The organism is Frigoribacterium sp. 2355 (assembly GCF_054060695.1).
This window is the reverse complement of sequence record NZ_JBSSDL010000001.1, coordinates 178626-203832: the sequence shown is the minus strand read 5'-3', so window position 1 is coordinate 203832 and position 25207 is coordinate 178626. Positions and strand designations below refer to the sequence as shown.

Below are 25207 nucleotides of genomic sequence, written 5' to 3'. Positions count from 1 at the left end.
CGCCCGGCGACGGTGTCGGGGGTGCCCGCTAGGCTGACGTGGTGACGGACGACACGAAGCCTACCCTCCTGGTCATCGACGGCCATTCCCTGGCGTTCCGGGCCTTCTACGCCCTCCCGGTCGACAGTTTCGTGAACCGCGAAGGTCAGCACACCAACGCCATCCACGGCTTCATCTCGATGCTGCTCAGCCTGCTCAAGGCCGAGAAACCGACGCACCTGGCCGTGGCCTTCGACATCTCTCGCTTCTCCTTCCGCACCCGCGAGTACCCCGAGTACAAGGGCACGCGGTCCGAGACCCCGCCCGAGTTCGTGGGCCAGATACCGCTTCTCCAAGAGGCGTTGCACGCCATGGGCATCACCACGATCACCAAAGAGGACTTCGAGGCGGACGACATCCTCGCGACCCTGGCGAGCCGCGGTCGTGACGACGGGTACCGGGTCCTGGTGGTCTCCGGCGATCGCGACGCCATCCAGATGGTCAACGACGACGTCACCCTCCTCTATCCCTCGGCCCGCGGCGTGAGCGAACTCACCCGGTACGACCGCGACAAGGTCTTCGAGCGATACGGCATCGAACCCCACCAGTACCCCGAGGTCGCCGCCCTCGTCGGCGAGACGAGCGACAACCTCATCGGCATCGACAAGGTGGGGGAGAAGACCGCCGTCAAGTGGATCAACCTCTACGGGGGTCTCGACGAGATCATCGCTCGTGCGGACGAGATCAAGGGCGTCGTCGGGCAGAAGCTCCGCGAGCAGAAAGAGAACGCGATCCGCAACCGCCGGCTCAACCGCCTGGTCACCGACGTGGAGCTCCCGGTGGGGCCGGGTGACCTCGAGCGCCGGGCGATCGACGAGGCCGCCGTCCGAGAGCTCTTCGACAAACTGCAGTTCCGCACCCTGCTCGAACGCGTCCTGGCCCTGTCGGGATCGACCGAACCCTCCGCCGCGAACGCGAGTGAGCCAGCGGTGACGGCGGCCCCCGAAGGCCTGCCGGTCGTCCGGACCATCATCGACGAAGAACTTGCCTTCTGGCTGAAGAAGCACGCGTCCGACCCCGAGAAGCCCGTCGGCCTCACGGTCGAGTACGGCGCGGACGGCATCGTCGGGCTCGGCATCTCGTCCCTCGACGAGTCGGCGTACGTGCCCTGGGCCGCGGGTCGCGGCGACTACGTGGCCCTCGAGGCCTGGCTCGACGACGCCACGCCCAAGGTGGTCCACGACGCGAAGCGCGCCTACAAGGCGCTGTCGCGGGCCGGCCTCACGCTGACGGGCATCGCCGGCGACCCGCGGATCGCCGCCTGGCTGCTGCGCCCGGGCCGCACGTCGTTCGCCCTGTCCGACCTCGTCTACGAGCAACTCGGAGAAACGCTGCCCGTCGGCGACCCCAACCAGCTCGTGTCGGCGGACGACGACGTCAACGTGGCCTCCGAGGCCTGGTACGTCCTCCGATTGTCCGAGTCGTTGCTTGCCGCCCTCGACGAGGGCTCCCGTCGGGTGCTCACCGAAATCGAGCTGCCGCTGGTGCCGGTGCTCGGAGACATGGAACTCACCGGTGTCGCCGCCGACCGCGACACGCTCAAGGCGCTCTCGCTCCGTCTGGGTGAACAGGCCGGCGAGCTGGCCACGGCGGCGTTCGCCGAGATCGGACGCGAGGTCAACCTCGGCTCACCCAAGCAGCTGCAAGAGGTGCTGTTCGAGCAACTCGAGATGCCCAAGACCCGAGCGACCAAGACGGGCTTCTCGACCGACGCCGCCTCCCTGGCCGATCTGCAGGAGAAGCACCCGCACCCCTTCCTCGACCTCCTCCTGAAGCACCGCGACGCGACGAAGCTGCGCCAGATCATCGAGACCCTCGAGAAGTCGATCGCCGACGACGCGCGCATCCACACGACGTACGACCAGACGGGCACGACGACCGGGCGCATCTCGTCCGTCGACCCCAACCTCCAGAACATCCCGGTCAAGGCCGCCGTCGGTCGCGAGATCCGCGCCGCGTTCGTGCACGGGCCCGATTACGAGACGCTCCTCACGGCCGACTACTCGCAGATCGAGATGCGCATCATGGCGCACCTCTCGGGCGACGAGGGGCTGATCCAGGCGTTCAACGAGGGCGAAGACCTGCACCGGTTCGTCGGTGCCCGCATCTTCGGGGTCGAACCCGCCGACGTCAGCCCGGCCATGCGCACGAAGGTCAAGGCCATGTCCTACGGCCTCGCCTACGGGCTCAGCGCCTTCGGCCTGTCGAAGCAGCTGCGCATCGAGACCGCCGAGGCACGCCAGCTCATGACCGACTACTTCGCCCGGTTCGGTGCCGTACGCGAGTACCTCCGCAACGTCGTCGAGCAGGCGCGCGAAGACGGCTACACCGAGACCATCTACGGTCGGCGCCGCCCCTTCGCCGACCTCAAGTCCCCGAACCGCGTCCTGCGCGAGAACGCCGAGCGGGCTGCCCTGAACGCGCCGATCCAGGGCTCGGCTGCCGACATCATGAAGATCGCGATGCTCGGTGTCCGATCCGAACTCGACGAGCGAGAGATGGGGTCGCGCCTGCTGCTGCAGGTGCACGACGAACTCATCGTCGAGGTCGCACCGGGCGAGGTCGACGACGTGCGCGAGATCGTGCGTCGGCGCATGAGCGGGGCGGCCGACCTGCGCGTGCCGCTCGACGTCAGCGTCGGCCTCGGCGAGAGCTGGGACGCAGCGGCCCACTGAGCCCCGGGCACCGCGGCGCCGAACGGCCACGATCACCGAGGTCCGTCTCGGCACGATGCACGATGCACGTCGCACGTCGTACGTCGTACGTCGCACGTCGTACGTCGTACGTCGCCGAGACGGTCCGTCCTGCCCTTCTGCGCGCGCCTCCTGTCCCCGGGGTCCTACGACCCGGCCCGAGCGGCCCTGCTCGGGCATGTGCTGCCCGTTCATCGGGCATCGGTTGCCCATCGGGCAGCCAATCGTCCCCCCACTCGGGCACAAACGGACACGACACGCGGTACAGACTTGACCGGGCCACACAAACGGACTTATATAAGCGCAGATCAACAACAGTTGAACTCTTTCCGCACTTCCGCACCACCGGTCAGCCCCCGAGGCGGCCGTGCAGTCCGACGACGAGGTCTCCCATGTACGCACCGGAGCGTCACCAGCAGATCCTCGACACGGCCCTGTCCCGGGGCCGAGTCGAGGTGGCCGGTCTCGCACGAGAGCTCTCGGTCGCGCCCGAGACCGTGCGCCGCGACCTGACCGCCCTTGAGCGCCGGGGCGTCCTCCGCCGCGTCCACGGAGGCGCCATCGCCGTCGAGCGCCTCGGCATCGAGCCTCCCGTGGTCGACCGGGAGGGAACGGCCGCGTCCGAGAAGGAGCGCATCGCCCGGGCCGCCCTCGACGAGTTGCCCGACGGCGGCTCGATCATCGTCGACGCCGGCACCTCGACCATCCGTCTGGCCGAACTCCTGCCCCTCGACCGCGAGCTGACCGTGGTCACCCACTCGCTCGCCGTCGCCACCATCCTGATCAGCCGACCGAACGTCACCCTCCACCTGCTCGGCGGCCTCATCCGCACCCGCACGTACTCCGCGGTGGGGGACTGGACGCGGGCCCAGATCGCCGACGTCTTCGCCGACGTCGCCTTCATCGGGACGAACGGCGTCTCGGTGGAGCGCGGCATCAGCACCCCCGACCTGGCGGAGGCGCGGGTCAAGCGCGCGCTCATCGCCGCGTCACGACGCACCGTCGTCCTCGCCGACCACACCAAGTTCGGTCGCGAGGACTTCGCCAAGGTCGCACCGCTCACCGACGTCGACACCGTCATCACCGACTCCGGCGTGGACGCCGAGCTGGCCGACGACGTCGAACAGGCCGGCCCCCGGGTCGTGATCGCATGACGCGACCCCGACCGGCCCCCCTCGTTCCCTCCCGACGCACCACAGCACCTCGCACCACCTCCATCACCCCACACCCCTCTCGTCGCTGAGAGAAACAAGGAGAAGTCGTCACCATGTCCGAATTCACCCCCACCGTCACCGGTACGGGAGCCCGAGCGCGCGTCCAGCGCTTCGGTGGCTTCCTGGCCGGCATGATCATGCCGAACATCGGCGCCTTCATCGCCTGGGGCCTCATCACGGCCCTGTTCATCCAGACCGGTTGGACGCCGGTGCCCCAGCTCGGCGGCTTCGGCGAGATGTCCGACGGCACCCCGTGGCCCGGCCTCGTCGGTCCCATCATCAAGTACCTGCTGCCGATCCTGATCGCCTACACGGGTGGTCGCATGGTCCACGGTCAGCGCGGTGCCGTCATCGGCGCCGTCGCCGTCATGGGCGTCATCGTCGCGACCGACGTGCCGCAGTTCCTCGGCGCGATGATCGTCGGCCCGCTCGCCGCCTGGGTCCTCAAGCAGTTCGACAAGCTCGTCGACGGCCGCATCAAGTCCGGCTTCGAGATGCTCGTCAACAACTTCTCGCTCGGCATCATCGGTGGCGCCATGGGCGTGCTCGCCTTCTTCGGCCTGGCCCCGGTCACCACCGCGATCACGAACGTCTTCGGCGGCGCCGTCGGCTTCCTCGTCGACCGTGGCCTGCTGCCCCTGGCGTCGATCATCATCGAGCCGGCCAAGGTCCTGTTCCTCAACAACGCCATCAACCAGGGCATCCTCACCCCCCTCGGTGGCACGCAGGTGCAGGAGGCCGGCAAGTCGATCCTCTTCATGCTCGAGTCGAACCCCGGCCCGGGTCTCGGCATCCTCCTCGCGTACCTCTTCTTCGGTCCGCGCGCCATCCGCCCCTCGGCCCCGGCCGCGATCATCGTGCACTTCTTCGGTGGCATCCACGAGATCTACTTCCCGTACGTGCTGATGAAGCCGATCCTGCTCGTCGCCGCCGTCCTCGGTGGAGCGACCGGCATCGCGACCTTCGCCCTGTTCAACGTCGGGCTCGTCGGCCCTGCCTCGCCCGGCAGCATCATCGCCTACACGCTCGTCGCCGCCCGCGGGGACCTTCTCCCGATCTACCTGGGTATCCTGCTCTCGGCGGCCGTCTCGTTCGTCGTCTCGTCCCTCCTCATGGGCTTCGGTCGCAAGGAGAACCGCGAGGCCCGTGCCGAGGACTCCGCCGCACAGGAGCAGGCTCTCGCCGACGCCCAGGCCGCCACCGCGGCCAACAAGGCCACCAGCAAGGGCACCGCGGCACCCACCGCCTAGCCCGCCCGCACCACCAGTCAGCACCACCACCACACAAGGAGAAGGTCATGGCAACCCTCGACGGTTCCAGCATCAAGAAACTCATCGTCGCGTGCGACGCGGGCATGGGCAGCAGCGTCATGCTGGCGTCCACGCTCAAGAAGCAGCTGAAGAAGAGCGGTGTCACCGTCGAGCACTCGCCCGTCGCGTCGATCCCGTCGGACGCCGACGTCGTCGTCACCCAGAACAACCTGGCCGAGCGCGCCCGCGGCGTCGTGCCGAACGTGCCCGTCGTGCCGTTCCAGCTGTTCATGGGAGACCCCAACGTCGCCAAGGTCGTCAAGGCGATCCAGGACGGCTCGACGGTCGAGGTCTGACGATGACCGACCAGCAGGCACCCGAGCTCTCGGCGCTCCTCGCGGAGTCGTCCATCCGACTCGACGAGGTCGCCGCCTCGCGTGACGAGGCCATCCGCAAGACGGGTCGGGCCCTGATCGACGCGGGTGCGATCGACGAGTCGTACGTCGATGCCATGTTCGAGCGCGAGAACTCGGTGTCCACCTACGTCGGCGAGGGTGTGGCGATCCCGCACGGCACCCTCGCCGGCAAGGACTCGGTCAAAGAGGACGCCCTCGTCGTGCTGCGGTTCCCGACCCCGGTCGACTGGGACGGCAACGAGGTCTCGGTCACGGTCGGCATCGCCGCCAAGGGCAACGGCCACATCGCCATCCTCAGCCAGCTCGCCAGCATCCTGATGGACCCCGACAAGGCCGCCGCCCTGCGCGGGTCGACCACGACCGCCGAGGTCTACGAGTTGCTCGCGTCGACCGACGACGACGACTGATCCCCACCCCCTCCAGAGGAGAAGACATGCCAGAACGTTCCGTCACCATCGCCTCGAGCGTCGGGCTGCACGCCCGCCCCGCCTCGTTGTTCAGCCAGGCCGCCGGCAAGACCGGCGCCAAGGTCACGCTGACCTCCGCGGCCGGCAAGAGCGTCAACGCCGCCAGCATCCTCGGCGTGCTCTCGCTGGGCATCGGCCACGGTGAAGAGGTCGTCGTCGCGACCGAGGGCGACAACGCCGAGGCCGCCCTCGACGAACTCGTCGCGCTCCTGGCGACCGACCTCGACAAAGAGTAGGCACCGACACCAGAACGGGACGCCCGCCGACGAGAGTCGGCGGGCGTCCCGTTCGTCGTGGGAGCCGAGGAGGCGCGGTGCGGGGCCCCCTGCACCGCGCCTCCTGCGTCACTAGGCTCGTCGGCATGACCGATGCCGCGACGACGCCGACCCCTCGCACGCCCACCCCCGTCGACGGGGTCGCCGAACGCTGGGTGGACACCCTCTGCGAGCTCGACCCCACGACCGCGACCTGGATCGGCCGTGAGGGCCGGACGGGCGAGTACGGCGACTACTCGCCCGACGGTCATGCCCGACGCGTCGAGGCCGTCCGGGCCACGCTGGCCGAGCTGCGGGCCACCACCCCCGTCGACGACGTCGACCGGGTCACCCGGGACGACCTGACGAGCGAGCTCGAGCTCGAGCTGCTCTACGCCGAACAGAGGCTCGAGTTGCGCGACCTCAGCGTGATCGCGTCACCGGCCCAGGGCATCCGCGACGTGTTCGACCTCATGCCCACCGCCTCCGAGGGCGACTGGGTCGACGTCGCGACCCGCCTCGGCCGGGTACGGACCGCCGTCGACCAGTACGTCGAGACGTTGCGCGCGGGCATCGCCGGGGGAGTCACCCCCGCCCGGCGCCAGGTCGAGAAGGTGGCCGAGCAGTGTGCCCGCATCGGTGCCGACGACGGCTTCTTCGCCGAGTTCGTGCGGGGCGCCCGGCTCGGTGACGGCGCCGAACCCGGAACGGCGCTCGGCCGGGACCTCACCTCGGGCGCCTCGTCGGCGGCGGAGGCCTACGTCGACCTCCGACGCTTCCTGCTCGACGAGTTGCTCCCCGCGGCGACCGCCGACGACGCCGTCGGGCGCGACGCCTACGCCCTGCACTCGCGACGGTTCCTCGGAGCGACGGTCGACCTCGACGAGACCTACGAGTGGGGGATCGACGAGCTCGCCCGGATGACGGCCGAACAAGAAGAGGTCGCCCGGCGGATCGAACCCGGGGCGTCGGTCTCCCGGGCCATCGAGCTGCTCGATGCCGACCCCGCACGCCAGCTCGACGGCACCGACGCCCTCCGCGCCTGGATGCAGGAGCTCAGCGACCGCGCGGTCGCCGAGCTGGGTCGGGACCAGTTCGACATCCCCGAGCCGGTCCGCCGGCTCGAGTGCCGCATCGCACCGACCAAGGACGGTGGCATCTACTACACGAGCCCCAGCGACGACTTCTCGCGTCCCGGCCGCATGTGGTGGTCCGTGCCCGAGGGGGTCACCCGTTTCGGGACGTGGCGTGAGACGACGACGGTCTTCCACGAGGGGGTCCCCGGTCACCACCTCCAACTCGGTCAGGCCGTCCACAACCGGGCCACGCTCAACACGTGGCGTCGCCAGCTGGCCGGCACCTCGGGGCATGCCGAAGGTTGGGCCCTGTACGCGGAACGGCTGATGGACGAGCTCGGTTGGCTCGGCGACCCGGGCGACCGGCTGGGCATGCTCGACGGTCAGCGCATGCGTGCCGCGCGTGTGGTGCTCGACATCGGGGTCCACCTCGGCAAGCCGTTCCCCGGCGGTGGCGGGCGGTGGGACGCGACGAACGCCTTCGCCTTCATGTCGGACAACGTCAACATGGACACCGAGTTCGTGCGCTTCGAGGTCGACCGGTACCTCGGCTGGCCGGGGCAGGCGCCGTCGTACAAGGTCGGTCAGCGCATCTGGGAAGACCTCCGCGCCGAACGCGCCCGTCGAGACGGCGCCACCTTCGACGTCAAGGCCTTCCACCGCGACGCCCTTCAGCTGGGCGGGGTCGGGCTCGACACGCTCCGGCGGGCACTGCTCGCGTGAGTCACCCCGACCCACGACACGCCGTTGCCCACACCTGCGGCGCCGCGCTAAGATGACCGAGCGCTATCTGCGTCGACATTTCCGCACGCCGCGTTCGACACACCCTCCCGGACACCGTTCGAGGGACGAGCACGGCCCGATTCATGCCCGTACTGGAGCACTAACTACATGACAACCGTAACGACCAAGGCACCCAAGCAGGTCGCCATCAACGACATCGGATCCGCTGATGACTTCCTGGCCGCGGTCGAGAAGACCCTGAAGTTCTTCAACGACGGCGACCTCATCGAGGGCACCGTCGTGAAGATCGACCGCGACGAGGTCCTCCTCGACGTCGGCTACAAGACCGAGGGCGTCATCCCCTCGCGCGAACTCTCGATCAAGCACGACGTCGACCCCACCGAGGTCGTCGAGGTCGGCGACACGGTCGAGGCCCTCGTCCTCCAGAAGGAAGACAAAGAAGGCCGTCTGATCCTGTCCAAGAAGCGCGCTCAGTACGAGCGTGCCTGGGGCGACGTGGAGAAGATCAAGGACGCCGACGGCGTCGTCACCGGTACGGTCATCGAGGTCGTCAAGGGTGGCCTCATCGTCGACATCGGCCTCCGTGGCTTCCTCCCCGCATCGCTCATCGAGCTGCGCCGCGTCCGCGACCTCACGCCCTACCTGGGCCAGGAGATCGAGGCCAAGATCCTCGAGCTCGACAAGAACCGCAACAACGTGGTCCTGTCGCGCCGCGCCCTGCTCGAGCAGACGCAGTCCGAGAGCCGCACGACCTTCCTCAACAACCTCCACAAGGGCCAGGTCCGCAAGGGCGTCGTCTCGTCGATCGTCAACTTCGGTGCGTTCGTCGACCTGGGCGGCGTGGACGGCCTCGTGCACGTCTCGGAGCTCAGCTGGAAGCACATCGAGCACGCCAGCGAGGTCGTCGAGGTGGGCCAGGAGGTCACCGTCGAGATCCTCGAGGTCGACCTCGACCGTGAGCGCGTGTCGCTCTCGCTCAAGGCCACCCAGGAAGACCCGTGGCAGGTGTTCGCCCGCACGCACGCGATCGGTCAGGTCGCTCCGGGCAAGGTCACCAAGCTCGTCCCCTTCGGTGCGTTCGTCCGCGTGGCCGACGGCATCGAGGGTCTCGTGCACATCTCCGAGCTGTCGGCGAAGCACGTCGAGCTGGCCGAGCAGGTCGTCGCCGTCGGCGACGAGGTGTTCGTCAAGGTCATCGACATCGACCTCGACCGCCGTCGCATCTCGCTGAGCCTCAAGCAGGCCAACGAGGGCGTCGACCCCGAGGGCACCGAGTTCGACCCGGCGCTCTACGGCATGCTCACCGAGTACGACGACCAGGGCAACTACAAGTACCCCGAGGGCTTCGACCCCGAGACGAACGAGTGGCGCGAGGGCTTCGACTCGCAGCGCGAGAAGTGGGAGCAGGACTACGCTGCCGCCCAGGCGCGCTGGGAAGCCCACAAGAAGCAGGTCGCTGCCTCGCTCGTCGAAGAGACGACGTTCGACGCTCCCACGGGTTCGTCGTTCTCGGCCGAGTCCGCTTCGGGCGCCGGCACCCTCGCCGACGACGAGTCGCTCGCCGCTCTGCGCGAGAAGCTGTCGAACAACAACTGAGTCCCTCCGGTCTCGACCAGAAGGCGGTTCCCCCTCGGGGGAGCCGCCTTCCGGCGTTTCCGGCGTAGTCTCGACGTCGTGTTCGTCTGTGGATTGACCGGTGGCATCGCTGCCGGCAAGTCGGTCGTGGCCCGTCGACTCGCAGAACGGGGCGCGGCGCACATCGACGCCGACGCCCTCGCCCGCGAGGTGGTCGAGCCCGGATCCGCCGGACTCGAGGCGGTCGTCGCGCGCTTCGGGTCCGACGTCCTGCAGCCCGACGGTTCCCTCGACCGAGCCGCCCTGGGGGCGATCGTCTTCGCCGATGCCGCTGCACGCCGCGACCTCGAGGGGATCACCCACCCGGCCGTGCACGAGCTCTCGGTCCGGCGCATGTCCGACGCCGTCGCGGACGACGCGGGTCGCGTCGTCGTCTACGACGTGCCGTTGCTCGTCGAGTCGCGGGGGACCGACGGCTTCGACGTGGTCGTCGTCGTGCACGCCCCGCGCGAGGTCCGCCTGAGGCGACTCGTCGAGCTCCGCGGGATGGACGACGAGGAGGCGCGGCGTCGCGTGGACGCGCAGGCGGACGACCGGACGCGGCTCGCCGTGGCGGACCTCGTCGTCGACTCCTCCGGTTCGCTCGAGAGCACGCTGGAACAGGCGGACGACCTCTACGACCGTCTGCGTTCGCTGTCAGCGGCGAAGCAGGCGGCCTCCCACGACACGAGTGTCGGTGGTCCCTCCTAAGCTGGAATCCATGGAACCGACCCGCAGTGTGCGCCCGTTCGAAGTCATCAGCGAATTCGAACCCAGTGGCGACCAGCCGGCCGCCATCGCCGAACTGGCGGGGCGCATCAACGCCGGCGAGACCGACGTCGTCCTGCTCGGCGCCACCGGAACGGGCAAGTCGGCGACCACCGCCTGGCTCGTCGAGCAGGTGCAACGGCCCACGCTCGTGCTCGCCCACAACAAGACGCTCGCGGCCCAGTTGGCGAACGAGTTCCGATCGCTCTTCCCGAACAACGCCGTCGAGTACTTCGTCTCGTACTACGACTACTACCAGCCCGAGGCCTACGTCCCGCAGACCGACACCTTCATCGAGAAGGACAGCTCGGTGAACGCCGAGGTCGAGCGGTTGCGGCACTCGACGACGAACTCGCTGCTGAGCCGACGCGACGTCATCGTCGTCTCGACGGTCTCCTGCATCTACGGTCTCGGTACCCCCGAGGGCTACATGGAGGCCATGATCGCCCTCCAGGTCGGCATGCGGATCGATCGTGAGACGCTCATCCGACGGTTCGTCTCGATGCAGTACCAGCGCAACGACATCGACTTCTCCCGCGGCAACTTCCGCGTGAGGGGAGACACGATCGAGATCATCCCGATGTACGAAGAACTGGCCATCCGCATCGAGATGTTCGGCGACGAGGTGGAGGCGCTGTACGCCCTCCACCCGCTCACGGGCGACGTCGTCAAGACGATGGACGCCGTCTCGGTCTTCCCCGGTTCGCATTACGTCGCGGGCACGGACGTCATGCACCGCGCCATCGGCACCATCAAGGACGAACTCGCCACCCGCCTCGACGAGCTCGACAAGCAGGGAAAGCTCCTCGAGTCCCAGCGCCTGCGCATGCGCACGACCTTCGACCTCGAGATGATGGAACAGATCGGCTTCTGCAACGGCATCGAGAACTACTCCGCGCACATCGACGGTCGGTCGCCCGGCGAGGCACCCCACTGCCTGCTCGACTACTTCCCGGACGACCTGCTCGTGGTGATCGACGAGTCGCACGTCACCGTGCCCCAGATCGGCGCCATGTACGAAGGCGACGCCTCGCGCAAGCGCACCCTCGTCGACCACGGCTTCCGGCTTCCCAGCGCCCTCGACAACAGACCCCTCAAGTTCGAGGAGTTCCTCGACCGGGTCGGCCAGAAGGTCTACCTCTCGGCGACGCCCGGCAAGTACGAGTTGGGCATCACCGACAGCGTGGTCGAGCAGATCATCCGACCCACCGGCCTCATCGATCCCGAGATCGTGGTCAAGCCGTCCGCGGGCCAGATCGACGACCTGCTCGAAGAGATCCGCACACGGGTCGAGATCGACGAACGCGTCCTGGTCACCACCCTGACCAAGAAGATGGCCGAAGAACTCACCGACTTCCTCACCGAGGCCGGAGTGCGAGTCCGCTACCTGCACTCCGACGTCGACACGCTCCGGCGGGTCGAACTGCTCACCGAACTGCGGCAGGGTGTCTACGACGTGCTCGTCGGCATCAACCTGCTCCGTGAGGGCCTCGACCTCCCCGAGGTGTCGCTCGTCGCGATCCTCGACGCCGACAAAGAGGGCTTCCTCCGTTCGTCCACGTCGCTCATCCAGACAATCGGCCGTGCGGCACGAAACGTCTCGGGTCAGGTCCACATGTACGCCGACGTGATGACCGACTCGATGAAGCAGGCTCTCGAAGAGACCGATCGTCGTCGAGAGAAGCAGGTCGCCTACAACCTCGAGCGAGGGATCGACCCCCAACCGCTCCGCAAGAAGATCGCCGACATCACCGAGGTCCTGGCCCGGGAAGGTGCCGACACCGCACGTCTCCTCGCGGATCGCCAGGGTGGCAAGCGCGCCCCCACGCCGAACCTCCGCCGCGAGGGCAAGGCCGCCAGCGCCGCGAACGGACTCGAAGCGATCATCGCCGACCTCAACGAGCAGATGCTGCAGGCCTCGGCCGAGCTCAAGTTCGAGTTGGCCGGTCGGCTCCGCGACGAGGTCGCCGACCTGAAGAAAGACCTGCGACAGATGGAGGCGGCCGGTCATGCCCGGTGATCGTCGACGCGTCGTCGTCACGGGTGCGACCGCGGGGCTCGGCTACTACTCCGCCGAGCGGCTCGTCGCGGCGGGTCACCAGGTCGTCCTCGCGGCCCGCGACGCCGAGAGGGCCGTGCGGGCCGCCGATCTCCTCCGCAGCCGCGTGCCCGGGGCGGACGTCGACACGGTCGCCCTCGACCTGGCCGACCTCGCGTCGGTCCGCACGGGTGCATCCGCCATCGCCGCCGGCGGACCGGTCGACGGCCTCCTGGCCAACGCCGGCGTCGTCGGCTCCCGTCGGCGTCAGACGACGACCGACGGGTTCGAGCTCCAGTTCGGCACCAATCATCTCGGCCACTTCGCCCTGGTCTCGCACCTCATGCCGGCCCTCGAGTCGGCAGGGCGGGCTCGAGTCGTGCACCTCGGAAGCATCAGCCATCGGTGGGTGCGACTCGACCTGGACGATCCCATGATGGTCTCGAGCTACTCCGGCGCGGTCGCCTACGCACGCTCCAAGCTCGCGGTCATGACCTTCGGCTTCGACCTCGACCGTCGCCTCCGGGCCGCCGGATCCTCGGTCTCCAGCGTCGTCGCCCACCCCGGGTTCTCGTGGGACTCGCTCAGCGACCCGCGCCCGCCCGTCGTCGAGCCCCGCCGCCCTCCCGCCGTCCTCACCTCGATGATGCACGTCTTCTCCCAGGGCAAGGAGGTCGGAGCAGAGCCTCTCGTCCACGCCCTCGTGGGCGAAGACGTCCACGGCGGGGAATACTGGGGTCCGGCCGGATGGTTCCAGTTGACCGGCGCTCCGGCCCGCGTGCCCGCGAAACGTCACAGCCGTGACGAGTCGGTGGCATCGCGTCTGTGGCAGGTGTCCGCCGGCCTGACGGGCGTCCAACCGACCGTCTCGTCCCCGGCCCCCTGACCCCGCGCCGCCGGCTGCACCTCCCGCGGGCCCGCCCGCCACGACGACGAGTGTCGTCCACATCGACAGAATGGTAAGAGTGTCCATCTCACCTGTAGAAGGTTCCTCCACGCTGAGCGTCCGGGGTGCCCGAGTGCACAACCTGAACAACGTCGACCTCGAGATCCCACGTGACTCGTTGGTCGTCTTCACCGGGTTGTCCGGCTCGGGCAAATCGTCCCTGGCGTTCGACACGATCTTCGCCGAGGGGCAACGTCGGTACGTCGAGTCCCTGTCGGCCTACGCGCGGCAGTTCCTGGGTCAGGTCGACCGTCCCGACGTCGATTTCATCGAGGGCCTGAGCCCGGCCGTCTCCATCGACCAGAAGTCCACGAACCGCAACCCGCGGTCCACGGTCGGCACGATCACCGAGATCTACGACTACATGCGCCTCCTCTGGGCACGCATCGGCGTTCCGCACTGCGCCGTCTGCGGCGAGAAGATCAGCAAGCAGAGCGTGCAGCAGATCGCCGACCAGCTCATGACCCTCGAGTCGGGCGTCCGGTACCAGGTGCTGAGCCCCGTGGTCTCGCAGAAGAAGGGCGAGTTCGTCGACCTGTTCGCCGAGCTCGCGTCCACGGGGTACTCCCGGGCCATCGTCGACGGCGAGCAGATCCAGCTCAGTTCGCCGCCCAAGCTGAAGAAGCAGATCAAGCACGACATCTCGGTCGTGGTCGATCGCCTCGTCGCCTCCGACCAGGCGCTGACCCGTCTGACCGACTCGCTCGAGACCGCCCTGCGCCTGACGGACGGCCTGGTCACGATCGACTTCGTCGACACCGACGAGGGCGCGGCCGGCAAGTACCGGACGTTCTCCGAGAAGCTCTCGTGCCCGAACAACCACCCGGTCCAGCTCACCGAGATCGAACCCCGCACGTTCTCGTTCAACGCCCCCTTCGGCGCCTGCCCCGAGTGCTCCGGTCTCGGCACGAAGATGTCGGTGGACTCCGACCTGCTGCTCGGCGACCCCGAGCTCAGCCTCGCCGACGGCGTCATCCTCCCCTGGACCCAATCCGGCAAGGGGCTCTACAACTACTTCCAGAAGCTCCTCGAGGGCCTGGCCGGCGATCTGGGCTTCAGCCTCAAGACGCCCTGGCACGAGCTGCCCGAGAAGGTCCGACAGGCCGTCCTGCAGGGCAACGACTTCGAGGTCACCGTGAAGTGGCGCAACCGCTTCGGCCGAGAGATGACCTACTCGACGGGCTTCGAGGGCGTCATGCCCTACATCGAGCGCAAGTACGCCGAGGCCGAGACCGACACGCAGCGCCAGCGCTACGCGTCCTACCTCCGCGAGATCCCATGCGTCGTCTGCAAGGGCAAGCGGCTCAAGCCCGAGGTCCTCGCCGTCCTGGTCGACGGGCACGACATCGCGAGCGTGTCCGAACTCAGCCTCGCCGACGCGTTCGGGTTCATGAACAGCCTCACCCTCACGACCCGTGAGGCGCGCATCGCGGCCCAGGTGCTGCGTGAGATCCGGGTCCGACTCGAGTTCCTGCTCGAAGTGGGTCTCACGTACCTCTCCCTGGCCCGCGCCGCCGGGTCCCTCTCCGGTGGAGAAGCCCAGCGCATCCGCCTCGCGACCCAGATCGGGTCGGGTCTCACCGGAGTCCTCTACGTCCTCGACGAGCCGAGCATCGGCCTCCACCAGCGTGACAACCGCCGACTCATCGACACGCTGGTCAAACTCAAGAACCTCGGCAACACGTTGATCGTCGTCGAACACGATGAAGACACCATCAAGACGGCCGACTGGGTCGTCGACATCGGCCCGGGTGCCGGCGTCAACGGCGGCACGGTCGTGCACTCGGGCAGTTACGAGGACCTCGTCGCGAACACCGACTCGTACACCGGCGACTACCTCGCCGGGCGGCGCTCCATCGAGACCCCGACCAGCCGGCGCCCCGTCGACAAGAAGCGCATGATCTCGGTCGTGGGCGCCAAGGCCAACAACCTGCGCGACGTCACCGTCGACTTCCCGTTGGGCACCTTCGTCGCGGTGACGGGCGTCAGCGGCTCGGGCAAATCCTCGCTCGTCAACGACATCCTGTACAAGGTCCTGGCCAACCAGCTCAACGGAGCCCGTCAGATCCCCGGCAAGCACACGAGGGTCACGGGCCTCGACGCCCTCGACAAGGTCGTCCACGTCGACCAGGCGCCGATCGGTCGCACCCCGCGCTCGAACCCGGCGACCTACACGGGTGTCTTCGATCGCATCCGTACCCTCTTCGCCGAGACGACCGACGCGAAGGCCCGCGGCTACCTGCCGGGCCGGTTCAGCTTCAACGTCAAGGGCGGCCGCTGCGAGAACTGCGCAGGTGACGGCACGATCAAGATCGAGATGAACTTCCTTCCCGACGTCTACGTCGCCTGCGAGGTGTGCGGTGGTGCGCGGTACAACCGCGACACCCTGGCGGTGCGGTATAAGGGCAAGAACATCTCCGAGGTCCTCGAGATGCCGATCAGCGAGGCCGCCGAGTTCTTCGCCCCCATCTCGGCGATCTCCCGGTTCATGTCGACGCTGGTCGACGTCGGCCTGGGCTACGTGCGACTCGGCCAGAGCGCCACCACGCTGAGCGGGGGCGAAGCCCAGCGCGTGAAGCTCGCGACCGAGCTGCAGAAGCGCTCCAACGGGCGCAGCGTCTACGTGCTCGACGAACCGACGACCGGCCTGCACTTCGAGGACGTCCGCAAGCTCCTCCTCGTGCTGAACGGTCTGGTCGAGAAGGGCAACACCGTCATCACGATCGAGCACAACCTCGACGTCATCAAGTCCGCCGACTGGCTGATCGACATGGGCCCTGAAGGAGGCGCGGGTGGCGGCACCGTCATCGCCACCGGAACCCCCGAGCACCTCGCGACCGTGCCCGAGAGCCACACGGGCGTCTTCCTGAAGGAGATCCTCGAGTCGGGTCACACCGTGCCTCGGGTGCAGAAGAAGAAGGCCACGTCGACGCGACGCCGGGAGGCCGTCGAAGCACGATGAGCAACACCGTCTCCTGGCGTCCGAAAGCGGGCGAGATCCCCACCGACCCCGGCGTCTACCGCTGGCGTGACGAGCGGGGGAGGGTGCTCTACGTCGGCAAGGCCAAGAACCTCCGGGCCCGGCTGAGCAACTACTTCGCACCGCTTCCGTCGCTCCACGAACGCACCCGACGAATGGTCCTCACCGCTCGATCCGTCGAATGGACCGTGGTGGGCAGCGACATCGAGGCCCTACAGCTCGAGTACACGTGGATCAAAGAGTTCGACCCGCCCTTCAACGTCAAGTTCCGCGACGACAAGACCTATCCGTTCATGGCCGTCACATTGGCCGACGAGGCACCTCGGGTGATGGTCACGCGCAACCCGCGCATCAAGGGGGCCAAGTACTTCGGGCCGTACCCGAAGATCTGGGCCGTCCACGACACCATCGACCTGATGATCAAGGTCTTCCCGATCAGGACCTGTTCCGACAGCAGCTACAAGAAGGCCATGCAGACGGGCAAGCCCTGCTTCCCGGGGCAGATCGGTCGTTGTGGGGGGCCGTGTTCGCACAAGGTGTCGATCGACGAACACCGGGCGATCGTCGACGAGTTCGTCAAGTTCATGGGCAGCTACGACAAGAGGGTGATCGCCGACCTGCAGCGCTCCATGAAGACGGCCGCCGTCGAGCAGCGCTTCGAGGACGCGGCCACGTACCGCGACCAGGTGCAGGCCCTCGAGGCCGTGCTCGACAAGTCGGCGGTCGTCCTCCGCGACAGCGTCGATCTCGACCTCTACGCCCTCGCCGAGGACGAGCTGGCGGCCGCCGTCCAGCTCTTCACGGTGAGGGGCGGGCGCATCCGTGGCTCCCGCGGCTGGGTCGTCGACAAAGAGATCGACATCTCGACCGGCGACCTCGTCGAGCAGGTCCTGCAGGGCATCTACACCGCCGGCGCCGAGCTTCCCCGCGAGATCGTCGTGACCGAGACGCCGGACGACAACGATGCCCTCGAGAGCGTGCTCAGCACCCTCCGCGGTCGGGGACGGGTCCAGATCCACACGGCACAGCGCGGCGAGAAGGCCAACCTGATGCAGACGGCGACCCTCAACGCGCAGCAGTCGCTCATGCTCTACAAGACCCGTCGCAGCGCCGACTTCGCCACCCGGTCGACCGCCCTGGCCGACATCCAGGAGGCCCTCGGCATGAGCGACGCGCCCTTGCGCATGGAGTGCTACGACGTGTCCCACCTCTCGGGCACGAACATCGTCGCCTCGATGGTGGTCTTCGAAGACGGCCTGCCGCGGAAGGACCAGTACCGGCGTTTCAACATCCCCCGGTCGACCGACGACACCGAGTCGATCTACCAGACGCTCAGCCGCCGTCTCTCTCGCCTCGACGACGAACTCGCTCCCGTCGAGGAGGTGGGTGAGCAACGCAAACGGTTCGCCTACCGCCCCAACCTCCTCATCGTCGACGGCGGACAACCCCAGGTGGCGGCGGCCCGACGAGCACTCGACGACGCCGGCGTCACGGACATCGCGCTCTGCGGGATCGCGAAACGGCTCGAGGAGATCTGGTTGCCCGACGACGACTTCCCGGTCATCCTCCCTCGCAACAGCGACGCGCTGTTCCTCATCCAACGCATCCGCGACGAAGCGCACCGGTTCGCGATCACACACCAGCGACAGCGTCGCAAGCGCGACATCTCGACGCAGCTCGCGGAGATCCCGGGGTTGGGGCCCTCCCGGGTGGCCGTGCTCCTGAAGCACTTCGGCTCGGTCAAGCGGTTGAAGGATGCCGAGGCAGCGGACATCTCGGCCATCCGCGGCATCGGCCCGACGCTCGCCGCCGCAGTCGTCGAGCGGCTTCGCGGAGCCGAGGACGTGGCGGCCGACGACGTGGCGGCCGACGACGTCGTGCCCCCCACGAGCCCCGCCTAGACTCGATGCACCGCACGCCGACCCGGAGGACACCACCGACATGAGCGACGTCAGCGAACAGCAAGAGGTCCTGATCGTGACGGGGATGTCCGGCGCCGGACGGTCGACCGTCGGCAACGCCCTCGAGGACCTCGACTGGTACGTGGTCGACAACCTGCCGGCGCAGATGTTGCGACCGCTGCTCGACCTGGCCGAACGTGCGGGGGACTCGCTCCCCAAGATCGCTGCCGTGGTCGACGTCCGCGGGGGACGCCTCTTCAGTGAGGCCCAAGAGGCCGTGCGCACCTTGCGGGCGAGCATGCCCAGCAAGGTGCGGGTGCTGTTCCTCGACGCGACCGACGCGGCGCTGGTCCGACGTTTCGAGCAGGTCCGGCGGCCGCACCCGTTGCAGGGTGACGGCACGTTGCTCGACGGCATCCTCGCCGAACGTGCGCGCATGGAAGAGCTCCGCGAGACCAGCGACGTGATCATCGACACGTCAGAACTCAACATCCACCAACTGGCCACGACGATCTCCGAGAAGTTCGCCGAGTCCGACCGCGCCGGGGTCCAGGTGACCGTCCTCAGTTTCGGGTTCAAGTACGGCCTGCCCACCGACGCCGACATGGTGGGCGACGCGAGGTTCCTCCCCAACCCGTTCTGGGTGCCCTCGCTCCGGCAGCAGTCCGGGCTCGACGAGCCGGTCACGACGTACGTCATGCAGCAGGACGGGGCCCGGGAGTTCGTCGACGCCTTCGCCGCCTCGCTCGTCCCCGTCCTGTCGGGCTATCAGCGTGAGAACAAGAGACACGCTACGATCGCCATTGGCTGCACCGGGGGCAAACATCGATCGGTCACCCTCGTGGGTGAATTGGCGGCGCGTCTGCGTGGACTCCCCGGCGTGGCCGTCAGCGTGAAACACCGCGACCTCGGCCGAGAATGACCCACCGGGGTCCGTCAGCACGCCCGTGTACCGACGACACCTCGACCTGACGAAAAGGAACAACCGGAGTGGCCCAGACTGCCGACGTCAAAGAAGAACTCGCCCGCGTCGAGGTGAGCAGGACGACGATCCGGGCCGCTGAGCTCGCCACCGTCCTCCGTTTCGCCGGGGGACTGCACCTCATCTCCGGTCGGATCGCCGTCGAGGCGGAACTCGATTCCGCGCTCATCGCCCGACGGGTCCGGAAGGACCTGGCCGAGCTGTACGGAGCCAGGAGCGACGTCGCGATGACGGCTCCTTCCGGCTCGCGCCGCACCCCCGGGTTCCTCGTCCGGGTCCACGAGGCCGGTGAGACGCTGGCCCGTCAGACCGGGCTCATGGACGCCCGCCGACGACCCGTCCGTGGCCTGCCGAACCGGCTCACGACCGGCTCGCGCGACGATCTCGCCGCCATCTGGCGAGGGGCGTTCCTCGCGCAGGGCTCGTTGACCGATCCCGGTCGGTCCGCCTCGCTCGAGGTCGTGTGCCCCGGCAACGAGACCGCCATGGCGCTCGTCGGGGCCGCTGGCCGACTGGGCGTCGCGGCGAAGGCCCGAGAGGTCCGCGGCGTGCACCGGGTCATCATCCGCGACGGCGAGGCCATCGGCACCATGCTCAAGGTGATGGGCGCCGAGAAGAGCGTCACCGACTGGGAAGAGATGCGCCAGCGCCGCGAGGTGCGCGCGACGGCGAACCGACTCGTCAACTTCGACGACGCCAACCTGCGACGGTCGGCCCAGGCCGCCGTGGCCGCGTGCGCCCGCGTCGACCGGGCGATGGAACTGCTCGGCGACGACATCCCCGAGCACCTCAAGTACGCGGGCGAGCTGCGACTGGCCCATCGCGACGCCAGCTTGGACGAACTCGGCCACCACGCCGACCCCCCGATGACCAAGGACGCCGTCGCGGGTCGGATCCGTCGCCTGCTCGCCATGGCCGACAAGAAGGCCGGCGACCTGGGGTTGCCGGGTACGGACGCCAACCTGCCGCACGACCTCGACCTCGACTGAGGGGCGGCGGAGGGTCTTCACGACGTCACCGGAGGACGAATTCCGGAGGGCTGCTGCTACTGTCGTAAGCGGTGTCCGACCCGAGGTCATCGAGAGTTCGGGCGTCGCCACGGGCCTGGTCGCCCACACCCTCCACGCGTCCCCACGACGCCTGATCATCAGGAGTTTCATTGACCGTCAAGATCGGCATCAACGGCTTCGGTCGCATCGGCCGTAACTACTTCCGCGCGGCGCTCGCCAAGGGAACCGACATCGAGATCGTCGCCGTCAACGACCTGACCGACAACGCCGCCCTCGCGCACCTCCTCAAGTTCGACTCGATCACGGGACGTCTCGACGCGACCGTCGAGCTGGACGGCGACTCGATCGTCGTCGACGGCAAGCCGATCAAGGTCCTCGCCGAGCGCGACCCCGCCAACCTGCCCTGGGGCGAGCTGGGCGTCGACATCGTCGTCGAGTCGACCGGTTTCTTCACGAAGGCCGAGGACGCACGCAAGCACATCACCGCCGGCGCGAAGAAGGTCCTCATCTCGGCTCCGGCCACGGGTGACGACGCCACCATCGTGCTGGGTGTGAACGAGGGCATCTACGACCCCGCCAACCACCACATCATCTCGAACGCGTCCTGCACGACGAACAGCCTGGCCCCCCTGATGAAGGTGTTCCTGGACAACTTCGGCGTCGAGCGCGGTCTCATGACGACGGTCCACGCGTACACGGCCGACCAGAACCTGCAGGACGGTCCGCACAAGGACCCCCGCCGTGCCCGTGCCGCCGCGCTCAACATCGTCCCGACGTCGACCGGTGCCGCCAAGGCCATCGGCCTCGTGATCCCCGAGCTCGCCGGCAAGCTCGACGGTTACGCCCTGCGCGTGCCCGTGCCCACGGGCTCGATCACCGACGTGACCCTCGAGACCAGCACGCCGGTGACGGTCGAGCAGATCAACGCCGCCTACAAGGCCGCCGCCGAGGGTGAGCTCAAGGGCATCCTGGCCTACTCCGAAGACCCTCTGGTGTCGACCGACATCACGACCGACCCGCACTCGTCGATCTACGACTCGGGCCTGACCAAGGTCATCGGCAACCTCGTCAAGATCACCTCGTGGTACGACAACGAGTGGGGCTACTCGAACCGTCTCGTCGACCTGACGAAGTACGTGGCCGACCGCCTCTAGTCCGACCTCGGTGCCCCGGCCCTCGCGGGCCGGGGCACCGTCCTCCGAACCCGAAACGAACCCATGAGCCTGCGTACCCTCGATTCCCTCGGTCCCCTGTCGGGCAGACGCGTCATCGTCAGATGCGACCTCAACGTCCCTCTGAAGGACGGCGAGATCACCGACGACGGCCGCATCCGTGCCTCCCTCGAGACCCTCGACCTGCTGATCAACCAGGGGGCCAGGGTCGTCGTCATCTCGCACCTCGGCCGTCCTGACGGCGAGGCGAAGCCCGAGTACAGCCTCCGACCGGTCGCCCAACGCCTGAGCGAACTCCTCGGGAAGAGCGTCGGCTTCGCCGCACACACCGTGGGTGACGAGACCGCCGCAGCGGTGGCCGACCTCACCGACGGCCAGATCGTCGTCCTCGAGAACCTCCGCTTCAACGCCGCCGAGACGTCGAAGGACGAGTCCGAGCGTCAGGAGTTCGCCGCACGCCTGGCCGAGCTCGGTGACGTGTTCGTCTCTGACGGCTTCGGGGTGGTGCACCGCAAGCAGGCGAGTGTGTACGAGTTGCCCGCGCTCCTCCCGAGTGCGGCCGGGACGCTCATCTCGCGCGAACTCGAGGTCCTCGACAAGCTGACCGAGAACCCCACGCGTCCCTACAGCGTCGTCCTCGGCGGCTCGAAGGTCTCCGACAAGCTCGGCGTCATCGAGCACCTCCTTCCCCGGGTCGACAACCTGCTCATCGGTGGAGGGATGCTCTTCACGTTCCTAGCCGCCCAGGGACTCCCCGTCGGCAAGAGCCTGCTCGAGAAGGACCAGCTCGACCGGGTCCGCGGGTACGTCGACGAGGCCGCGCGCCGCGGCGTCAACCTCGTGCTCCCCGTCGACGTGGTGGTCGCCTCGTCCTTCAGCGCCGACGCCGAGCACACGGTGGTCGCCTCGGACGGAATCGAATCCTCTGCTCTGGGCTCCGAGGCCCTGGGCCTGGACATCGGCCCCGAGACGGCCGCGCGCTTCGCGGAGACCGTCCAGACGTCGTCCACGGTCTTCTGGAACGGTCCGATGGGAGTCTTCGAATTTCCTGCGTTCGCACACGGCACCCAGAAGGTCGCGGACGCGTTGACCCGCGTCTCCGGTCTCGGCGTCGTGGGCGGCGGCGACTCGGCAGCGGCCGTCCGTGCCCTGGGGTTCTCCGACGACCAGTTCGGCCACATCTCCACCGGTGGTGGAGCCAGCCTCGAGTTCCTCGAGGGCAAACGACTCCCCGGACTGGAGGTCCTCGGATGGTGACCACACGCACGCCCCTCATCGCCGGCAACTGGAAGATGAACCTCGATCACCTGCAGGCGATCGCGTTCGTCCAGAAGCTCGCATGGTCCCTCAAGGACGCCAAGCACGACTTCGACGCGGTCGAGACCGCGGTGTTCCCGCCGTTCACCGACCTCCGAAGCGTGCAGACCCTGCTCGACGCCGACAAGCTCGAGTTGGCTCTCGGAGCCCAAGACCTGTCCGCTCACGACTCGGGCGCCTACACGGGCGAGATCTCGGGGCAGTTCCTCGCCAAATTGGACGTGCGCTACGTCCTGGTCGGGCACTCTGAGCGTCGGACGCTCCATGCCGAGGACGACGAGGTCGTGGCGACGAAGGTCGCCGCCGCGCACCGCTCGGGCCTCGTCCCCGTCGTCTGCGTCGGTGAGACGGCCGACGATCTCGAGCAGCACGGCCCCAGCGCGGTGCCGGTCGCCCAGCTCCGTGCGGCGCTCGCCCAGGTGCCGGCCTCTGCCGAGATCGTCGTCGCCTACGAGCCCGTCTGGGCCATCGGCTCCGGACAGGCCGCCACGGCCGAGCAGGCCGAGCAGGTCTGCGCGGCCCTGCGGGGGGCCCTGGTCGAGATCGTCGGGCCGGACGCCGCGGCCACCACCCGCGTCCTCTACGGCGGCTCGGTCAAGTCCACGAACATCGCATCGTTCATGCGAGAGCCCAACGTCGACGGAGCCCTCGTCGGTGGGGCGAGCCTCGACGTGTCCGAGTTCGCCAACATCGTCCGTTTCCAGGCGCACGTCGGCGTCTGACGGGCCGGGTGCGTCGCTCGTCGGCGCCCCTCCGACTCGGCCTGCCGGGGCGACGGCCTCTCGCGGTTATACTGTTCAGCGGTCTCACCGCATCGAAAGGTCCTACGTGGAAATTCTCCAGGTCATCCTGCAGGTGTTGCTCGGCATCACGAGCCTCCTGTTGACCCTCCTCATCCTGCTCCACCGCGGCCGTGGTGGCGGTCTGTCCGACATGTTCGGCGGTGGTGTCACGAGCAACCTCGGGGCGTCCGGCGTCGCCGAGCGCAACCTCAACCGCATCACGGTCTTCTTGGGTCTCGTCTGGATCACCTGCATCGTGGTCCTTGGCCTCATCACCAAGTTCGCGGCGGTCAGCTGATGGCCTCGGGCGGTAGCGCAATCCGCGGCTCGCGCGTCGGCGCAGGTCCCATGGGTGAGCAAGATCGCGGCTTCCACGCCGAGCGGATCACCATCTCGTACTGGGATGCCCTCGGCAACGAGGTCGTGCGTCACTTCGCGGCCAACGTGCCCGACGAAGAGATCCCCGAGACCGTCGACTCACCCTCGAGTGGATTGCCGGCAGGGCGCGACAAGGCGAACCCGCCGACGGTCGCGAAGCTCGAGCCGTACAAGACGCACCTCGCGTACGTCAAAGAGCGACGGACCGAAGAAGAAGCCGAGCAGTTGCTCGAAGAGGCTCTGCAGCAGCTGCGAGTCCGACGCGGCAAGGCCTGACCCAGCCGATCGCGCCTCCCGGTTTCTCGACACCGGACATGACGAAGGGCCCCGCAGCCGTGAGCTGCGGGGCCCTTCGTCATGCCGGCGTCGGTGCGCCCGCGGCCGGACTCAGTAAATGGAGGCGATCAGGTTCTCGGGGACCTCAGCCGCCGCGTCCTGGTCGACGAAGAAGACCGTCCGCTTGCGTCCCTTGACTCCAGCCACCGGCACCTGGTCCGCGCCGGCACCCGCCAGGGCGAGCCCCAACGACGAAGCCTTCTCGGCTCCGGCGAGGATCATCCAGACGCGCTGGGAGTTGTTGATGACCGGCAGGCTCAACGTGAGGCGTACGGGCGGAGGCTTGGGGGAGTCGTCGATCGTGAGCACGGTCGGCTTGAGCTGACGGATCTGTGCCTTGTCGGGGAACAACGAGGCGACGTGACCGTCGGGACCGACGCCGAGGAGCGTGATGTCGAAGCGGGGGGCCGCGTCGTCGGCCTGTGCGTGCTGCAGCAACTCGTTCCGGTAAGCGTCGGCTGCCGCCTCGACGTCGTCGAAGTCGCCGACCGCACCGAAACGGTGGACGTTCTCGGGCAGCAACCCGATGTGGTCGAGCAGGTCGATGCCGGCCTGGGTGTCGTTTCGGTCTGCGTCCCCTGCGGGGACCCAACGCTCGTCGGCCCACCAGATCGAGACCTTCGACCAGTCGACGCTGTCACGGGCCGGCGACGCGTTGATGGCCGCCAGCACGAGCGTGCTCACCGAGCCGCCGCTGACGACGACCGACGCGTAGTTCTGCTCTTCGAGCACGTCGATGATCTTGGTGATGAAGCGGGCGGCCACGGAGGCACCCAGCGATTCTTTGTCGGGGTGGACCAGCACCCGGCGTTCGTTCGTCACGGTTCTCT

The 25207-nt window shown here is 68.1% G+C and carries 21 protein-coding genes; 20 read left to right on the top strand and 1 reads right to left on the bottom strand.

All coding sequences use genetic code 11. The features are described 5' to 3' along the window. Positions 1-41: 41 nt before the first annotated feature. The 20 genes from polA to ACVJ1F_RS00890 all read left to right on the top strand — a co-directional run bounded on the left by polA (position 42) and on the right by ACVJ1F_RS00890 (position 24317). The gene (polA, locus tag ACVJ1F_RS00985) at positions 42-2714 is read left to right on the top strand and encodes a DNA polymerase I (RefSeq protein ID WP_456884188.1); all 2673 of its coding nucleotides are present in this window, start codon (positions 42-44) and stop codon (positions 2712-2714) included. Positions 2715-3124: 410 nt separating this feature from the next. Next, positions 3125-3886 carry a DeoR/GlpR family DNA-binding transcription regulator gene (locus ACVJ1F_RS00980; RefSeq protein WP_056045263.1) on the top strand — a complete coding sequence of 254 codons (762 nt, stop codon included), beginning with the start codon at positions 3125-3127 and terminating at the stop codon, positions 3884-3886. A gap of 113 nt (positions 3887-3999) precedes the next feature. Further along, positions 4000-5196, top strand: coding sequence for a PTS mannitol transporter subunit IICB (locus tag ACVJ1F_RS00975; protein WP_056045261.1), 1197 nt, complete (start codon positions 4000-4002; stop codon positions 5194-5196). Between the two features lie 47 nt (positions 5197-5243). Then, positions 5244-5552 carry a PTS lactose transporter subunit IIB gene (locus ACVJ1F_RS00970; RefSeq protein WP_054146078.1) on the top strand — a complete coding sequence of 103 codons (309 nt, stop codon included), beginning with the start codon at positions 5244-5246 and terminating at the stop codon, positions 5550-5552. Between the two features lie 2 nt (positions 5553-5554). Then, positions 5555-6019, top strand: coding sequence for a PTS sugar transporter subunit IIA (locus ACVJ1F_RS00965; protein WP_056045258.1), 465 nt, complete (start codon positions 5555-5557; stop codon positions 6017-6019). 26 nt (positions 6020-6045) lie between these two features. Beyond that, on the top strand, positions 6046-6315 hold the full coding sequence (locus ACVJ1F_RS00960) for an HPr family phosphocarrier protein (protein ID WP_043592801.1): 270 nt from the start codon (positions 6046-6048) through the stop codon (positions 6313-6315). A gap of 125 nt (positions 6316-6440) precedes the next feature. Further along, on the top strand, positions 6441-8132 hold the full coding sequence (locus ACVJ1F_RS00955; protein ID WP_456884185.1) for a DUF885 domain-containing protein: 1692 nt from the start codon (positions 6441-6443) through the stop codon (positions 8130-8132). 168 nt (positions 8133-8300) lie between these two features. Then, the gene (gene rpsA / locus ACVJ1F_RS00950) at positions 8301-9749 is read left to right on the top strand and encodes a 30S ribosomal protein S1 (RefSeq protein ID WP_043592805.1); all 1449 of its coding nucleotides are present in this window, start codon (positions 8301-8303) and stop codon (positions 9747-9749) included. Positions 9750-9827: 78 nt separating this feature from the next. Further along, positions 9828-10478 (top strand): dephospho-CoA kinase, encoded by a 651-nt coding sequence (gene coaE, locus ACVJ1F_RS00945; RefSeq protein ID WP_056045251.1) that lies wholly within the window; start codon positions 9828-9830, stop codon positions 10476-10478. A 10-nt stretch (positions 10479-10488) separates the two neighbouring features. Further along, positions 10489-12555, top strand: coding sequence for an excinuclease ABC subunit UvrB (uvrB, locus tag ACVJ1F_RS00940; protein ID WP_043592809.1), 2067 nt, complete (start codon positions 10489-10491; stop codon positions 12553-12555). After that, positions 12545-13459 carry an SDR family NAD(P)-dependent oxidoreductase gene (locus ACVJ1F_RS00935; protein WP_173150858.1) on the top strand — a complete coding sequence of 305 codons (915 nt, stop codon included), beginning with the start codon at positions 12545-12547 and terminating at the stop codon, positions 13457-13459. The genes uvrB and ACVJ1F_RS00935 overlap by 11 nt, the downstream gene beginning before the upstream one ends. A 70-nt stretch (positions 13460-13529) precedes the next feature. Continuing rightward, positions 13530-16481, top strand: a complete 2952-nt coding sequence (uvrA, locus tag ACVJ1F_RS00930) for an excinuclease ABC subunit UvrA (protein WP_277960238.1) — start codon at positions 13530-13532, stop codon at positions 16479-16481. Further along, positions 16478-18400 (top strand): excinuclease ABC subunit UvrC, encoded by a 1923-nt coding sequence (gene uvrC, locus ACVJ1F_RS00925; RefSeq protein WP_456884184.1) that lies wholly within the window; start codon positions 16478-16480, stop codon positions 18398-18400. Before uvrA ends, uvrC begins: the two co-directional genes overlap by 4 nt. 40 nt (positions 18401-18440) lie before the next feature. Continuing rightward, entirely contained in the window at positions 18441-19322 is an 882-nt protein-coding gene (gene rapZ / locus ACVJ1F_RS00920; protein WP_456884183.1) for an RNase adapter RapZ, read from the top strand. A 68-nt stretch (positions 19323-19390) separates the two neighbouring features. Beyond that, positions 19391-20371, top strand: a complete 981-nt coding sequence (whiA, locus tag ACVJ1F_RS00915; protein ID WP_159826586.1) for a DNA-binding protein WhiA — start codon at positions 19391-19393, stop codon at positions 20369-20371. Between the two features lie 170 nt (positions 20372-20541). Further along, positions 20542-21546, top strand: a complete 1005-nt coding sequence (gene gap / locus ACVJ1F_RS00910) for a type I glyceraldehyde-3-phosphate dehydrogenase (protein WP_043595015.1) — start codon at positions 20542-20544, stop codon at positions 21544-21546. 63 nt (positions 21547-21609) lie between these two features. Beyond that, positions 21610-22821 carry a phosphoglycerate kinase gene (locus ACVJ1F_RS00905; protein ID WP_456884181.1) on the top strand — a complete coding sequence of 404 codons (1212 nt, stop codon included), beginning with the start codon at positions 21610-21612 and terminating at the stop codon, positions 22819-22821. Continuing rightward, on the top strand, positions 22815-23603 hold the full coding sequence (gene tpiA, locus ACVJ1F_RS00900; protein WP_456884180.1) for a triose-phosphate isomerase: 789 nt from the start codon (positions 22815-22817) through the stop codon (positions 23601-23603). The genes ACVJ1F_RS00905 and tpiA overlap by 7 nt, the downstream gene beginning before the upstream one ends. A gap of 106 nt (positions 23604-23709) precedes the next feature. Then, the gene (secG, locus tag ACVJ1F_RS00895) at positions 23710-23961 is read left to right on the top strand and encodes a preprotein translocase subunit SecG (protein WP_043595012.1); all 252 of its coding nucleotides are present in this window, start codon (positions 23710-23712) and stop codon (positions 23959-23961) included. Beyond that, positions 23961-24317, top strand: coding sequence for an RNA polymerase-binding protein RbpA (locus ACVJ1F_RS00890; RefSeq protein WP_043595011.1), 357 nt, complete (start codon positions 23961-23963; stop codon positions 24315-24317). The genes secG and ACVJ1F_RS00890 overlap by 1 nt, the downstream gene beginning before the upstream one ends. Positions 24318-24428: 111 nt before the next feature. On the opposite strand, the gene pgl is transcribed toward ACVJ1F_RS00890, so the two are convergent. Then, entirely contained in the window at positions 24429-25199 is a 771-nt protein-coding gene (gene pgl / locus ACVJ1F_RS00885; RefSeq protein ID WP_456884178.1) for a 6-phosphogluconolactonase, read from the bottom strand. Positions 25200-25207 lie beyond the last annotated feature (8 nt).

Bases quoted from the DNA above. Each gene is read 5' to 3' on its own strand.
- ACVJ1F_RS00980 (WP_056045263.1), top strand. From the start codon at position 3,125: ATGTACGCACCGGAGCGTCACCAGCAGATCCTCGACACGGCCCTGTCC.
- ACVJ1F_RS00975 (WP_056045261.1), top strand. From the start codon at position 4,000: ATGTCCGAATTCACCCCCACCGTCACCGGTACGGGAGCCCGAGCGCGC.
- ACVJ1F_RS00970 (WP_054146078.1), top strand. From the start codon at position 5,244: ATGGCAACCCTCGACGGTTCCAGCATCAAGAAACTCATCGTCGCGTGC.
- ACVJ1F_RS00965 (WP_056045258.1), top strand. From the start codon at position 5,555: ATGACCGACCAGCAGGCACCCGAGCTCTCGGCGCTCCTCGCGGAGTCG.
- ACVJ1F_RS00960 (WP_043592801.1), top strand. From the start codon at position 6,046: ATGCCAGAACGTTCCGTCACCATCGCCTCGAGCGTCGGGCTGCACGCC.
- ACVJ1F_RS00955 (WP_456884185.1), top strand. From the start codon at position 6,441: ATGACCGATGCCGCGACGACGCCGACCCCTCGCACGCCCACCCCCGTC.
- rpsA (WP_043592805.1), top strand. From the start codon at position 8,301: ATGACAACCGTAACGACCAAGGCACCCAAGCAGGTCGCCATCAACGAC.
- uvrB (WP_043592809.1), top strand. From the start codon at position 10,489: ATGGAACCGACCCGCAGTGTGCGCCCGTTCGAAGTCATCAGCGAATTC.
- ACVJ1F_RS00935 (WP_173150858.1), top strand. From the start codon at position 12,545: ATGCCCGGTGATCGTCGACGCGTCGTCGTCACGGGTGCGACCGCGGGG.
- uvrA (WP_277960238.1), top strand. From the start codon at position 13,530: ATGGTAAGAGTGTCCATCTCACCTGTAGAAGGTTCCTCCACGCTGAGC.
- uvrC (WP_456884184.1), top strand. From the start codon at position 16,478: ATGAGCAACACCGTCTCCTGGCGTCCGAAAGCGGGCGAGATCCCCACC.
- rapZ (WP_456884183.1), top strand. From the start codon at position 18,441: ATGAGCGACGTCAGCGAACAGCAAGAGGTCCTGATCGTGACGGGGATG.
- ACVJ1F_RS00905 (WP_456884181.1), top strand. From the start codon at position 21,610: ATGAGCCTGCGTACCCTCGATTCCCTCGGTCCCCTGTCGGGCAGACGC.
- tpiA (WP_456884180.1), top strand. From the start codon at position 22,815: ATGGTGACCACACGCACGCCCCTCATCGCCGGCAACTGGAAGATGAAC.
- ACVJ1F_RS00890 (WP_043595011.1), top strand. From the start codon at position 23,961: ATGGCCTCGGGCGGTAGCGCAATCCGCGGCTCGCGCGTCGGCGCAGGT.